We start from the raw sequence: 13,319 nt of genomic DNA, 5'->3' as shown, positions 1-13,319 counted from the left end.
CAGCCCTGCATCTGGTCGTCGGATTGCCTATCCGCCCCTGGCGATGGCATGGAAGAAGGTGCCTGACACGCGGCCTCGTCGACCACCCGAAGGGCCGAGCGGGCGACCCTGCCCGTCGGCGATCTGGGCGAATGGCTCATCGTCGCCCGGATCGATAACACGGGCATAGTGAAACTCATGGCCGCGCAGAACCTCGCCCGTCCTGCCGAGCGGCCCATTCGCCACTATTGAGGCCTGCCGGTAGCCGAGATTCATCTTGCGTGTCGCAAAACTGGTGGCGTGCGACAAAAGCCCGGTCATGGCATGGGTCACGCCATCGGCATCTTCCAGAGCTGCTCCCAACACCATGTACCCGCCACACTCGCCATGCACCGGCCTTGTCGCGGCAAAACGGGTGATACCCGCTTTGAAGCGGGCCGCATCAGCGAGCTTTCCGGCATGAAGTTCGGGATAACCGCCGGGCAGCCAGCAAATATCGCAGGTCTCGTCCGGCGCCTCGTCGGCAAGTGGCGAGAAGGGTACGATCTCTGCTCCGGCTGCGCGCCAATGGTTCTTGAGATGCGGATAGAGGAAGGTGAAAGCCGCGTCGTCCGCAAGTGCTATGCGCTGGCCGGGCGGCGCAATCGCCGCCTCCGCCGAGCCGGACGGCACGTCCACCGGCGCTGCGAGGGAAAGCAATGCATCGAGATCGATGGATTTTTCCATCGCATCCGCCAGCCGTTCTATATGCGCGTCGATTTCCGGATGTTCGCTGGCCTGCACCAAGCCCAGATGCCGTTCCGGCAGGACGAGCGACGGATCGCGCAGGACGCAGCCCGCAACGGGAAGGCCGATTTTTTCGATGGCCTCCGTACACAGCGTCCTGTGTCTTTCACTGCCGGCCCGGTTCAGCACCACCGCCGCCATGGTGACGGCCGGATCATAATGGGCAAAACCATAGGCGACAGCCGCCGCCGTCTGCGACTGGCCGGACACATCCAGCACCAGCAGCACGGGAATGCCAAACAGCCGCGCCAGATCCGCCGCCGAACCGGTGCGGTTTTCCGCCACGGGAATGCCGTCAAACAGGCCCATGGCGCTTTCTATCAGAATAAGGTCAGCGCCGTCGGTCTGTTGGGAAAATAGATGCCGCAACAGTTCCGGCTGCATGGCCCAGCTGTCCAGATTGAGGCCGGGCGTGCCGGTGGCAAAGGCATGGAAACCGGGATCAATATAATCCGGCCCCGTCTTGATACCACGCACCTTGATGCCGCGCCGCGCAAAAGCCCTGAGCAGGCCGATGGTCACGCTGGTCTTGCCGGAACCCGAGCGCGGTGCGCCGATGATGATTGCCCGCGCCGTCATGAACTGTCACCCCCGAGGCGGTTTCGCATCGAAACGATTTCGCCGATGACGATCAGGGCCGGTGCCTCGAAATTTTCCCGCTTTGCATCGTCAGCTATGCTTTCCAGCGTGCCGATAAAAATGCGCTCCTGCGCCGTCGTTGCCGACATGATGACGGCGACCGACGTTTTGCCCGAACGGCCACCCTGCATCAGAAGATCGGCAATCGAGCCTATATTCTTCAGCCCCATATAAACGACGATGGGTTCCTGTGTTTTCGCCAGCGCCAGCCAGTCCAGATCCTCTTCGGTTCCGGCCGCATGGCCCGTGGCAAGCGTGACAGCGCGGCTTATACCGCGCATGGTGGCGGGAATACGCGCAGAAGCAAGGGCCGCGAGCGACGAGGTCATGCCCGGCAGGATACGGAACGGAATGCCGGCGCGGACAAGCGCCTCTGCCTCTTCGCCGCCACGCCCGAAAATAAAGGGATCGCCACCCTTAAGCCGCAACACCTTTTTACCGTGCCGGGCAAAATCGATCAGCGACGCGGTAATGTCATCCTGTGTGGCCGAAGGCTTGCCGCCGCGCTTGCCGGCAAAAACAATTTCCGCCTGGGGGCCGAGGGCAACGACGTCGTCACTCACCAGCGCATCCCGAACAATAATATCAGCCTGCGAAAGCGCGAGCGCCACTTCGAGCGTCAGATAACGCACATCGCCCGGCCCCGCACCCGCAAGCCAGACGTGGCCGGCCTTAAAGACCGGACCTTTTGCGGCGATGTTGTTTAAGACCTCTACTATCGACATTCTCTCGGCTGCTTTTTTAACGATGACGGAAAATGCCGTCCCGGCTATAGGAATTCATATGGAAACAGATGGAAAGACCCTTCGCCGCGGCTGGACCACGGGCACCTGCGCGGCAGCCGCTACGAAGGCGGCTTGCGCTGCCCTTTTGACCGGCGAATTTCCTTACCCTGTCGAAGTCGAACTTCCAAGCGGCGCGCGGCCGGCATTTTCCCTCGCCACCGAGGAAAAAGGTGAAAACTTCGCCCGCGCCGGCATCGTCAAGGATGCGGGCGACGATCCCGACGTTACCCACGGCGCGCTGATCGAGAGCACGGTGCGACGAGGCCAGCCTGGAAGCGGCATCACCTTCAAGGCTGGAAAAGGTGTCGGCACCATCACCCGGCCGGGATTGCCCCTGCCGCCGGGCGAACCCGCCATCAACCCCGTGCCGCGCAAAATGATCGAAACCGCCATTTACGAGGTGGCCGGAGAGAATGCCGACTTCGAGGTCGAGATTTCGGTTCGCGACGGTGAGAAACTCGCGGAAAAAACCCTCAATGGCAGGCTCGGCATCCTCGGCGGTATTTCCATTCTCGGCACCACCGGCATCGTCATCCCTTTTTCCTGCTCGGCCTGGATCCATTCCATCTGGCGCGGCATCGACGTGGCGCGTGCCACCGGCTGCGCCCATCTGCTCGGCGCGACCGGCAATACCTCCGAAAAAGCCGGACAGGCGCTTTACGGCCTGCCTGAGACCGCGCTGATCGACATGGGCGATTTCATCGGCGGCATGCTGAAATATCTGCGCAGCCACCCTGTGGAGCGGGTGACGATTGCCGGCGGCGTCGCCAAGATGACCAAGCTCGCCCAGGGCATGCTCGACGTGCACTCCAAAAAAGGTCTCGCCGATCTCGAAGCGCTGGCGGCGCTGGCAACCGAGGCGGGAGGGGATGAAAATCTTGCCATCGCCATCCGTCAGGCCAACATGGTCGCGCACGCCTTTGAGCTGGCCGAAGGCGCTGGGATAGATCTCGGTGCGGTCGTTGCGGAAAAAGCCTGGGTAACGGCGGCGGCGGCGCTGAAGACGCCCGCCATCGCGCTCGATATTCTGGTGTTCGATCGTCAGGGTACGCTCAAGGGTCGCACCGCTTCCACACCGTCGCATCAGCCCTTCGTATCTTCCTTCGGAGACCGGAACCGACGGACATAGTCGGTACTATAGAGCGCGCTCTCTCGAAAATCCGTCGAGGCAAGCCCGTGCCCGACGAAAATCAGAGCCGTCCGCTCGACCGGTTCGGCCGCCAGCCTTCCCTCAATGTCGAACAATGTGCCGCGAATGACCCGCTCATCCGGCCAGGAGGCGCGGACAACGATGGCCACCGGGCAATCGGAGCCGTAAAGCGGCGTCAACTCTTCCACCACCTTGCCGATGGCGTGGATGGCGAGGTGGATGGCCAGCGTCGCACCTGTCGCGCCGAAGGCTTTCAGCGTCTCGCCTTCCGGCATCTTCGAGGCCCGGCCCGAAATACGGGTCAGCACGAGACTTTGCGCCACTTCCGGCACCGTCAGTTCCCGCTGCAAGGCGGCAGCGGCAGCGGCGAAAGAGGGAACGCCGGGCGTGACGGTATAATCGAGACCCAGCCGTTCCAGTCGGCGGATCTGTTCGCCCATGGCGCTCCAGACCGACAGATCGCCGGAATGCAGTCGCGCCACATCCTTGCCCGCCTTGGCCGCGGCAACGAATTCCGCCTCGATCTCGTCCAGCGAAAGCGCTGCCGTATCGACGATACGCGCGCCCAGTGGGCAATAATCGATAAGCGCCTTCGGAACCAGCGAACCGGCGTAAAGGCAGACCGGGCATGCGGCGATAAGATCGCGCCCGCGCACCGTAATGAGATCGGCAGCACCCGGACCGGCGCCGATGAAATGAACCGTCATTGTTTTTCTCCATGTTCAACGGCGCGGTCGCGATCATGTAGCGCGTCGCCCGTCGTTGCGATCGCCACCGTCACATCGCCAACCACAAGCCGTGGCGCGACCAGCCTTGCATTCTCTCCAGCGGCAGCAAGTGCCGCAGCTTCGCTGACGCTTGGCGTCCCGGCATGATCGAGACTTAGTTGTGAAAATGTCATTGTTTTCGAAGCAACCGCCTCGAGCCGTTCCTGCGATACAATTTCAAGCGGCAGCGATAGGCATTTAGCCGCTTCCGCAAGTCCAGCTTCCTCCGCTTTGAGCGGCGCAGTCGCCAGACATTCGACAGTCATGCCAAAAGCGTGCTCGGCAGCTCGCACAGCTGCAATAATAGCATCCGAACCCGTGCCTCTGCGGCAGCCGATGCCGGCCACGGTCACCATGGCTTGATCCAGCTCCACTGTGTCACCGGCATGGCCGGACGCCAGCCGAACATGGAACCGATGGTCGTCACACGCGACACGTCGAGACGGATCATCGAACCGCCGAACCTGGCATGGGCGGCAAGCACCACCGCCTCCATTTCCAGCGTCACGGCATTGGCAACCAGCCGCCCGCCCGGCTTCAAAGCCTCTATGGCAGCCTCAAGCACACCCGTTTCGCTGCCGCCACCGCCAATGAAAATCGCATCCGGTGAAGGCAGACCTTCGAAAGCCGCAGGTACCGTGCCGATCATGACCTCAAGCCCAGGAACGCCGAAGGCTTCGGCATTACGGGCGATACGCTCTGCCCGTTCCGGATGCTGCTCTATGGCAATGGTACGAAGCGAGGGGTGCGACAGCATCCATTCGATGCCGATAGAACCCGAACCGGCACCGATATCCCACAGCAACTCGCCCCGGCGTGGCGCCAGCGACGACAGCGTCACGGCGCGGATTTCACGCTTGGTGATCTGCCCGTCATGCTCGAACAGGTTGTCATCCAGCCCCTGCGCAAAGGGCAGGACGCGTGCGCCCTCAGCCGCAACGACATCGACAGCCACCACATTCAGCGGATCGATGTCTTCAAAGGCAAAATCGGCCGCCCTGATTTGCCGCCGTCGCTCCCGCTCTCCTCCCAAGGCTTCGAGCAGAATAAACTCCGACTGGCCGAAACCCGAACCCGCCAGCAATTCCGCGATCAAAGCAGGCGCTCGGGCATCCGAAGTGAGCGCGATTATCCTCGCGCCGGGATGCAGATACGGTCGCAAAAGATCGATGGATCGCCCGTGCAGCGATACACATTCGACCCATTGCAATGCCCAGCCAAGCCGCGCGGTCGCGAGAGAAAAAGCGGAAGGCGATGGATAGCAGATGGTCTCATCCGCCTCGATCTGCCGCAGAAGCGTGACGCCGACGCCATAAAAAAATGGATCGCCGGAGGCCAGCACACAGATCTGGCTGCCGCGCAAGGCCACGACATCGCGCATCTCCGCATCGAACGGCACTGGCCAGGCGCGCGCTTCGCCGCGAATGGCCGCAGCCGCCAGCTCCAGATGGCGTTTACCGCCGAAAACAATCTCGGCAGCCTCTATAGCCTCAATCGCATTCCGGCCAAGACCCTCAAGCCCATCTTCGCCGATGCCGATGATGGAAAGCCAGGGCTTTTCTTTCTTTTCGGTGGAAGCATTGCCCGTTCCGGAATATTCAGACGTCATGACACGCTCCATACTCATTCTCGGCGGCACGGCGGATGCCCGTATTCTGGCCGGCAAACTGGCGGATGAATCCGGCTACCGAATTTTGCTCTCCATGGCCGGTCGCACGCTCTCGCCGGTCGAGCAGCCTGTGCCTATGCGCAGCGGCGGCTTTGGCGGTGCGACGGGTTTGGCGAACTTCATTCGGGCCGAGGGTTTCGATATTCTCGTGGACGCCACCCATCCCTATGCGGCCAGAATTTCCGCCAACGCCATCGAGGCGGCACGGCTTGCCGAAGTGCCGCTCGTGGCGCTTTCGCGCCCCGTCTGGCAGCGCCAACCGGGTGACACATGGCACAGTGCCGACACCGTCGAACAGGCCGTGACCGCGCTTGGTGATGAAAGCAGGCGCGTGTTTCTGGCGCTTGGCCGGCAGGAGCTTCTTCCGTTCGAAGCCGCACCCCAACACAGCTATCTCATCCGTAGCGTCGATCCGGTGGAGCCGCCGCTGAAGGTGCCGGATGCGCGTTACATCACAGCGCGTGGACCGTTTGCGCTCGATGACGAAATCCGCATGCTGGAGGAAAACCGTATCGGCACGGTGGTTTCCAAGAATTCCGGCGGCAGCGCCAGTTACGGCAAGATCGAAGCGGCGCGGCGGCTGGGCCTGCCCGTCATCATGATCGAGCGGCCTCCGCAGTTGGACGAGACGAGCGTGAGTGACGCGCCCGTGCCGGATATCGCAGCTGCGCTCACCGCCATTCGCCATCAGCTCTCTCTTCTCGAAAAGCGCGGCGAATAGACCAGCGGGTCTTTGTCCGAACGCTCGATCAGACGGGTTTCCACAGAACCGACGATGATGCAGGTGGCCATATCCGCCATATCGCTCGATGCTTCCGACAGGGGCACGACACGGATACGCTCATCCGTCCGGCCGGCAGCCCGTCCGAAGATCACCGGCACCGAGCCGGGCAAATGCGCCCGCAACAGATCGAAGGCGGTGCCAAGCTGGTGTGGCCGCGCCTTGCTGACGGGATTATAAAAGGCCATCACGAATCCGGCTTCCGCCGCCGCGATCAGCCGTTTTTCGATGATGCCCCAGGGCTTGAGATTATCCGACAGTGAAATGGCGCAGAAATCATGCCCGAGCGGCGCGCCGGCCCTTGCCGCAACTGCAAGCATGGCTGTTACGCCCGGCACGACCGAAAAGTCGATGTCGCGCCATTCGGACGGACCGTTTTCAATCGCCTCGCAAACCGCCGCCGCCATCGCGAAAACACCTGGGTCGCCGCCGGAAACCACGCACACCTTGCCGCCAACGGCTGCAAGCCGCAGCGCCTGTTCGGCGCGGGAGATTTCCTCGCGATTATCGGAAGCGTGACGGCGCTGGTCGGGTCTGAGCGACAGGCGGTCGAGATAGGGGATGTAGCCGAAGAAATCCTCCGACGCCTCGACGGCGGCGAGCGCCTCCGGTGTCACCTGCCCCGCACTGCCGGGGCCGACGCCGACAACGACCAGCCTTCCGGTCATGACGCTTCTCCCGCAGAGGGCCTGGTTTTCCAGCCCGGCACGAGAACCAGCGAAAAATAGGGGGCTGGCGATGCGTCACGCTCGATCAACGGCACCGCATGGCTGTTCGCCATTGTGCCGCGCTCCACATAAAGCGCCTGTTCAAGCTTGCCGGCCTTTTCCAATGCCCGGCGGATCTTCGGCAGGTTGCGCCCCACCTTCATGATGACGGCGCCATCCGTACCGGACAGACGCTCGGTCAGAACATCTTCGCCAAGCGTGCCGGGAAGAACACTCAATATGTCGTCGCCCTGCACCAGCGGCAGACCGGCCATGGACCAGCAACCGGACATGGCCGTGATACCCGCGACGACCTCCGCCGCATAAGACGGCGCAAGCCGCAAATGAAGGTGCATATAGGAGCCGTAAAACAGCGGATCACCTTCCGAGAGCACGGCAACGTTGCGCCCTGCATCGAGGTGGACGGCGATGTCCTTCGCCGACTGATCGAAAAACGCGGCGATCGCGCCGCGATACTCTTCGCCGTTTTTATCGCTCTCGACGGTCACCGGATAGACCAGCGGCATTTCCAGCGTGCCCGGACGAATGAAAGCCTCAACGATGCCGCGACCGTTGCCGCTGCTGCCCTTCTTGCAGAAGAAGGCGAGGACATCGGCATTTTCGATGGCGCGGACCGCTTTCAGTGTCAGAAGCTCGGGATCGCCGGGGCCGGTGCCGACACCCACGAGTTTGCCCTTCGGAATCTCGAAAAGAGCCGCGCTCACAGACCCGCCCTCGCAACCGCGTTGACGGCGGCAGCCGTCATGGCCGAGCCGCCCATGCGTCCCTTGACGATCGCATAGGGAATGCCGAGCGAACTTACCTCCAGCGCATCCTTTGATTCCGCCGCGCCGACAAAACCAACCGGCATGCCGATGATGGCGGCCGGACGTGCGGCGCCTTTCTCCAGCATCTCCAGAAGATAGAACAGCGCGGTAGGTGCATTGCCGATGGCAACGAGAGCGCCGTCCAACTTCTCCGCCCAGAGATCGAGCGCGGCAGCGGAACGCGTATTGCCGATCTTTTTCGCAAGCTCCGGCGTGCGCGGATCGCGAAGGGTGCAGATCACATCGTTATCAGCCGGAAGCCGGGCGCGGGTAACACCATGCGCAACCATTTCCGCATCGCATAGAACGGGCTTGCCGGCGAGAAGCGCACCACGCGCAGCGACAACGAAATCCGGCGAGAACCGGAAATGGCTGGCCGCCTCCACCTGCCCGCAGGCGTGGATCATGCGAACGGCAATATCCGCCTGTTCTTCGGTAAAGGCGGATAAATCCGCTTCTTCGCGGACAATGGCGAAGGAGCGCTCATAGATCGCATTGCCGTCGCGAATATAGTCATGGTCGGTCATAGGTCATCCTGTCGAAGCGCCGCAGCGATTGCCCCTTTACCCAGGCGGGCAAACAGGTTGGCAGCGTTTTCCCCGGGCTTATGTTCTTTTTCGTAAAGACGGGCAAGCCGCGAAAGTCCCGTCCTCTGCTGCTCGAAAGGTAAAATACTGTCATGCGGGCCGCAGGCGCGTCCCGAGATCGAAAAGGCCAGACCATCGGCGTTGCCGGAAAGGGCCAGAAGCGACGCAGCGGGGTGCGCACAGCCCTTTCCGCAGCCGGAAATATGCAGCGTGAAGGAGCCATCGAGCAACGAGGCGAGTTCCTTCGATGCAAAGGCGGCCAGTTCATGCGTGGGCAGAAAAGCCGAGGCGCAGCCCGGCGCGCCGGGGCAGACGGCGATGGAAGACCGCGTATCACCCGCTGCCGTGACGAAACCGGAAATTCTTGCAGTCTCCAGCAACGTCCCACATGCATCCGGCGATCCGAAAAATAGCAGGCCATGATTGAGCGACGGACGCAATGCCTCGATACCAACTGCTTGCGCCTGCTCGCAGAGGAGTGCCAAATCGCAAGCTTGGACTTGCCCGAATGCGGGTGCAATACCGGCCGCGATAATGCCCTTGCCCACCGCTGTCAGCCCCAGAGGTGAAGAAGACGCTTGAGCCTCGCTCTTGATTGCACGGTCAACCAGGCTGGTACCAATCGCTTTTATCGTCCGCAAATCCAGATCGCGACCACGGGAAAGCGGCCCCTTGCCGGCCAGATAGACGAGCAGAGACAGGACAATACGCGCCGCCACATCCGTCTCAACCAATCCCGCATTGAGCGCCGTGCGCTCTGCCCCGCCGACAAGCAATCGCCAGAAGATTCGACCGTCCAGCAACACCGCCTTCAGGCGAATATCCGCAACCAAATCTCCCATAGAGATGCGACCGCCACCGTCGATGATGACGGACATCTTGGCCGCGAGCTTTTCATGCAGCGCCAGTGCCTCGGTCCCTCTGCGAATTTCTTCGGCAAGCAGACTGCCATCGGCGATTTCCTGATCGTCCCTTCCGGCCAGAGGTGAGGTCTCGACGGCCAGTCCGTCGCGAAGCGGCAAACCCAGTGCTAGAACATCATTTTCCAGGGTGCAGGCGCTTTCGGGCGTCAGGCCGCGAAATTGCAGACTGCCGCGTGCGGTAATGTCGATCAACCCGTTGCCGTGCCGCTGGGCAAGTTCGCAAAGCGCGATCATATCGCGGGGCGTAATATCCGCCTCGAATGCGATCCGCGACAGGTACCCGTCACCGGTCAGCATCGGGGTCGACAAGGCCGGACATGTGCCACGACGGCCAAACGACTGGACCGGATCGGAAGCCGCCGCCCTCATGCGCCGACCCTCTCGGAGCAGGGCAAGATCAGCATTTCAAGCTCGGCATCGACCGCGTTGCGGCGACTGTGCCACAGGCCGCGACGGCGGGCGGATAAAAAGCGCGTCGCCATCACCTCCGCCGCCTTCGGATTTTCCCGCAGAATGAAATCGCGCACTTCGTCATTGCCGAAATAGGCGTCGTAAAGCGCCTCGATCAACGAGGAGGAAACCGCATGGGTGGTTTCGGCAAAACCGATCAGCCGGTCCACCGTCTCGGCAAATTCCGCCGCCCCGCGCGGGCCATGCCGCATCTGGCCGGCGATGAAGCGTGGATTGACGGCGCGGGCACGCACCACCCGTGTCAGCGCTTGCGAAATGGACCGGGCACGCGGACGCCCCGGATCGGTCGTATCCAGCGCCACAATATCAGCGACGCCGCCAAGAGCAGCCTTCGCGGCGGAAAAACCGCCGATGAAGGCGACATCGGACGAACCGTCCAGAAGGTCGCGGCCCGGATCATCGCCGGTATGCACCAGAAGATCGGCGCGCCGCACCAGTTCCGTGAAACCGGCATTCGCGAAAATCTCCAGCCCATCCGCACCACCGAAGGCGTGGCTTGCAGCATCGAGATAGGCCTGCCCCAGCTCCTCACGCTCGTCCCATTTTCCGCTGGCGAGTTTTTCCTCGATGCCCGCACCATAGGTGCCGGGTGCGGAGCCGAAGATACGGGCCGGAATAAACCCGAGTGCGGCCGCCTCTTCAGCCAGCGGATTGTCCCCCGGCGCTTCCTCCCGCCGCGCGACGGCCTTGGCGGCAGCGTCGAGAAGAGCGATCAGCGCCGGAAACATATCGCGGAACAGGCCGGAAATCCGAAATGTGACGTCAACACGCGGCCGCCCGATACTGGCCGGCGGCAGAACCTCGATGCCGGTAACGCGCCCGGTGGCCGGATCATGGATCGGTCTCGCCCCCATCAGATGCAGCGCCTGCGCCACATCCTCGCCGCCATTGCGTAGACTGGCGCTGCCCCAGAGATCGAAAACCAGATGTTTCGGCCAGTCGCCATGGGACTGCAGATGGTGCCGAAGCACTTCTTCGCCCGCCATGCGGCCCAGCTCGAAAGCTGTCGGTGTCGGCATGGTGCGCGGATCGGCGGCATAGAGATTGCGGCCTGTCGGCAGCACGTCCAGACGTCCGCGCGCCGGCGCGCCGGAAGGGCCGGGGACAACATACCCACCATCAAGCGCGGCAAGCAGAGCTGCTTTCTCCGCTGCGGCACTTTCAAGCCTCAGGGGATCGGTCTCGCCCTCGGGGCTGCGGCCGAAAACATGCTGACCGTCCTTGATGGCAAAATCCTTGAGGTCGCAGAGAAAGGCATCGATGCGTGACAGCGCCGCATCCGCGTCGTCCTTCGCGCCCACGCCCGCATCGGCCGCAAGCCCGGTTTCCAGCGCCTTTTCAACAATCAGCTTCGCCAGCCGGTCGCGGCGGCGGCGATCCAGCCCATCCGCCTGCGCATATTCATCGACCAGCTGTTCCAGCGCCACTTGTTCCGGCGAAAGCCCGGCATCTATCAGCACTGGCGGAATATGGCCGATGGTAACGGCAGCAATCCGCCGTTTGGCGACCGCCGCCTCGCCCGGATTGGAAACGATAAACGGATAGACCACTGGCAGCGAACCGGTGACGATTTCGGGAAAACAATCGCGGGAAAGCGCCACCGTTTTGCCCGGCAACCACTCCAGCGTGCCGTGCGCCCCCACATGCACGACGGCATGCGCATCCACGACCCGCTGCATCCACGCACCGAAGGCGACAAGCGCGTGGCGAGGCGGCAGGGCGGGGTCATGATAGTCCACCCGCCGATCCTCATTGCGCCCCCGATCCGGCGCGAGCGCTACAAACACTTGGCCGAAACGGGCAACGCGAAACCGGAATGCGCCGTCGGCAAACGCATCATCCTGCTCGGCTGCCCCCCACGTCGCATCCACGGACGTGGCAGCTCCCTGAGGCAAGGCCGCAAGAAAATCCTGATAGGCTGAAAGTTCGACAGCCGCTTCCTGCCGCTCGACGCAATCCAGCAAAGCCCGCACCGTTTCGGGAATGTCCTCAACAGCGTATCCCGCCCCGGAAAGGTCGTGCAGCATTTCAAGCACGCTTTGCGGGACATCGAGACCGACGGCATAACCGGTGCGCCCCGGCGCCGCACCCGGATAATCCGGCACCAGAATGACGATGCGGCGATCCTTTGATGCTGAATGTTTCAGCCGGACAAAGGCGGCAATTCGATTTGCAACCTGCTCGATACGATCCGCTTCGGGCGCATTCACCAGGCTGGCACCGCCATCCGTTCGCGCCTGCTTGAATGAGATCGCACCGGCAAGAATCCGGCCATCCAGTTCCGGCAACACCACATGCATGGCAAGATCTGACGGGTTGAGGCCGCGCGCGTTCTCTGCCCAGCCATCCCGCCGCGTCGTCGCCATAACCACCTGAAACACCGGCACGCCGAGACGGTCAAACAGCGTCTTGCCACCGTCATCCATCTGGCTTGCGAAGGCAGTAGCAGCGATTATGACAGCAGGCTCAAGACTTGGCAGCACTGTTTCGAGGAAACGGATCGCCTCCCCATCCTTCAGGCCGCTGACAAAAATCGGCAAGGGCGCAAACCCGCGCTGCAAGAGAGCATTGAAGAGCGCATCCACCGGCGCCACATCGTCTGCCAGAAGCATGGAGCGGTAAAAGAGAACGGGCAGGATAGCCGCGCCGGCGGGAAAACCCGCGCAGGCTTGCGCCTGATCCACGACGCCTTCGCCCGGCCGGTAGAAACCGGCCTTCGGCAGCGATTCAGCCTCGATATCCGGCCATGCATCACCACTTGAAAGTGCCGCAAGACCAACGGCAAGTCGGTCCATATTCTTCCGTCCGCCCTCGCGGAAGAAGGAGAGGGCCGAGGCCAAAATTTGCCTATCGACGGTCGAGGCCGCTTCGAGCTTTTCGTCTCTCTCACTGCACTCACCCGGCAAAAGCAGAAGCCTGATACCGCGCCTGCGCGCCAGAATAGAAAGCTGATCGACGCCGTAACGCCAGCGCTCCGCTCCACCAAGAATCCGGATAAGGATGACGCAGGCATGTTCCGCCGTTTTTTCGATCCACAGATCGACCGACATGGGGTGCCGAAGCTCGGACAGATTGGCGGCGGACAGGGTGGGAAGCGCACCTCCCGCCTGCCGCCAAACCTGTTCCAGCCCTGCAATATCGCTCGCTGAAAAAGACAGCATCACCACATCCGAACGGGGCTGGTTGAGATCAACCGGCTCGATCAGATCGTCCAGAGACGAGGATGTGGTGGCGAGGATGTGCATCTT

12 protein-coding genes are annotated in these 13,319 nt (G+C 62.3%); 2 read left to right on the top strand and 10 right to left on the bottom strand.

The window, feature by feature from the left end; translation table 11 throughout:
- Window positions 1–27 precede the first annotated feature (27 nt).
- Window positions 28–1,344 carry a cobyrinate a,c-diamide synthase gene (locus RS75_RS08765; RefSeq protein WP_045019347.1) on the bottom strand — a complete coding sequence of 439 codons (1,317 nt, stop codon included), beginning with the start codon at window positions 1,342–1,344 and terminating at the stop codon, window positions 28–30.
- Window positions 1,341–2,129: a uroporphyrinogen-III C-methyltransferase gene (cobA, locus tag RS75_RS08760; protein WP_045019345.1), complete on the bottom strand. Its 789-nt coding sequence runs from the start codon at window positions 2,127–2,129 to the stop codon at window positions 1,341–1,343. The genes RS75_RS08765 and cobA overlap by 4 nt, the downstream gene beginning before the upstream one ends.
- 58 nt (window positions 2,130–2,187) lie before the next feature.
- Here cobA and RS75_RS08755 point away from each other — a divergent pair, with 58 nt between their 5' ends.
- Window positions 2,188–3,318, top strand: coding sequence for a cobalt-precorrin-5B (C(1))-methyltransferase (locus tag RS75_RS08755; RefSeq protein ID WP_045019344.1), 1,131 nt, complete (start codon window positions 2,188–2,190; stop codon window positions 3,316–3,318).
- Here RS75_RS08755 and cobM read toward each other — a convergent pair.
- From cobM to RS75_RS08740, 3 genes are read right to left on the bottom strand one after another with little or no spacing between them, the layout of a single operon-like run.
- Window positions 3,273–4,046 carry a precorrin-4 C(11)-methyltransferase gene (gene cobM, locus RS75_RS08750; protein ID WP_045019343.1) on the bottom strand — a complete coding sequence of 258 codons (774 nt, stop codon included), beginning with the start codon at window positions 4,044–4,046 and terminating at the stop codon, window positions 3,273–3,275. The genes RS75_RS08755 and cobM overlap by 46 nt on opposite strands.
- Window positions 4,043–4,462 (bottom strand): cobalamin biosynthesis protein, encoded by a 420-nt coding sequence (locus tag RS75_RS08745; protein WP_045019342.1) that lies wholly within the window; start codon window positions 4,460–4,462, stop codon window positions 4,043–4,045. Before RS75_RS08745 ends, cobM begins: the two co-directional genes overlap by 4 nt.
- Complete coding sequence (locus RS75_RS08740; protein ID WP_045019341.1) at window positions 4,456–5,715, bottom strand: bifunctional cobalt-precorrin-7 (C(5))-methyltransferase/cobalt-precorrin-6B (C(15))-methyltransferase; 1,260 nt, start codon at window positions 5,713–5,715, stop codon at window positions 4,456–4,458. The genes RS75_RS08745 and RS75_RS08740 overlap by 7 nt, the downstream gene beginning before the upstream one ends.
- On the opposite strand from RS75_RS08740, the gene RS75_RS08735 reads away from it, so the two are divergent.
- Entirely contained in the window at window positions 5,714–6,496 is a 783-nt protein-coding gene (locus tag RS75_RS08735; protein WP_045019340.1) for a cobalt-precorrin-6A reductase, read from the top strand. The genes RS75_RS08740 and RS75_RS08735 overlap by 2 nt on opposite strands.
- On the opposite strand, the gene RS75_RS08730 is transcribed toward RS75_RS08735, so the two are convergent.
- The 5 genes from RS75_RS08730 to cobN are packed head-to-tail and all read right to left on the bottom strand — an operon-like array spanning window position 6,463 to window position 13,316.
- Window positions 6,463–7,224, bottom strand: coding sequence for a precorrin-3B C(17)-methyltransferase (locus tag RS75_RS08730; protein WP_045019338.1), 762 nt, complete (start codon window positions 7,222–7,224; stop codon window positions 6,463–6,465). The two genes, RS75_RS08735 and RS75_RS08730, sit on opposite strands and share 34 nt — an antisense overlap.
- Complete coding sequence (locus RS75_RS08725; RefSeq protein ID WP_045019336.1) at window positions 7,221–7,988, bottom strand: precorrin-2 C(20)-methyltransferase; 768 nt, start codon at window positions 7,986–7,988, stop codon at window positions 7,221–7,223. Before RS75_RS08725 ends, RS75_RS08730 begins: the two co-directional genes overlap by 4 nt.
- Entirely contained in the window at window positions 7,985–8,617 is a 633-nt protein-coding gene (locus RS75_RS08720) for a precorrin-8X methylmutase (RefSeq protein WP_045019334.1), read from the bottom strand. The genes RS75_RS08725 and RS75_RS08720 overlap by 4 nt, the downstream gene beginning before the upstream one ends.
- A complete protein-coding gene (gene cobG, locus RS75_RS08715; protein ID WP_045019332.1) occupies window positions 8,614–9,969 on the bottom strand; it encodes a precorrin-3B synthase in 1,356 nt (451 codons plus the stop codon). The genes RS75_RS08720 and cobG overlap by 4 nt, the downstream gene beginning before the upstream one ends.
- A complete protein-coding gene (cobN, locus tag RS75_RS08710) occupies window positions 9,966–13,316 on the bottom strand; it encodes a cobaltochelatase subunit CobN (protein WP_045019330.1) in 3,351 nt (1,116 codons plus the stop codon). The genes cobG and cobN overlap by 4 nt, the downstream gene beginning before the upstream one ends.
- Window positions 13,317–13,319: the final 3 nt, after the last annotated feature.

Source organism: Rhizobium nepotum 39/7 (assembly GCF_000949865.1).
Lineage (GTDB): Bacteria > Pseudomonadota > Alphaproteobacteria > Rhizobiales > Rhizobiaceae > Agrobacterium > Agrobacterium nepotum.
Note: the sequence above shows the minus strand (reverse complement) of the source record. Positions and strands in the feature narration are given on the sequence as shown.

Coding starts and splice junctions, on each gene's coding strand:
- cobM (WP_045019343.1), bottom strand. CDS start 4,046: ATGACGGTTCATTTCATCGGCGCCGGTCCGGGTGCTGCCGATCTCATT.
- cobG (WP_045019332.1), bottom strand. CDS start 9,969: ATGAGGGCGGCGGCTTCCGATCCGGTCCAGTCGTTTGGCCGTCGTGGC.
- RS75_RS08745 (WP_045019342.1), bottom strand. CDS start 4,462: ATGGTGACCGTGGCCGGCATCGGCTGCCGCAGAGGCACGGGTTCGGAT.
- RS75_RS08755 (WP_045019344.1), top strand. CDS start 2,188: ATGGAAACAGATGGAAAGACCCTTCGCCGCGGCTGGACCACGGGCACC.
- RS75_RS08735 (WP_045019340.1), top strand. CDS start 5,714: ATGACACGCTCCATACTCATTCTCGGCGGCACGGCGGATGCCCGTATT.
- RS75_RS08765 (WP_045019347.1), bottom strand. CDS start 1,344: ATGACGGCGCGGGCAATCATCATCGGCGCACCGCGCTCGGGTTCCGGC.
- RS75_RS08730 (WP_045019338.1), bottom strand. CDS start 7,224: ATGACCGGAAGGCTGGTCGTTGTCGGCGTCGGCCCCGGCAGTGCGGGG.
- RS75_RS08740 (WP_045019341.1), bottom strand. CDS start 5,715: ATGACGTCTGAATATTCCGGAACGGGCAATGCTTCCACCGAAAAGAAA.
- cobN (WP_045019330.1), bottom strand. CDS start 13,316: ATGCACATCCTCGCCACCACATCCTCGTCTCTGGACGATCTGATCGAG.
- RS75_RS08720 (WP_045019334.1), bottom strand. CDS start 8,617: ATGACCGACCATGACTATATTCGCGACGGCAATGCGATCTATGAGCGC.
- cobA (WP_045019345.1), bottom strand. CDS start 2,129: ATGTCGATAGTAGAGGTCTTAAACAACATCGCCGCAAAAGGTCCGGTC.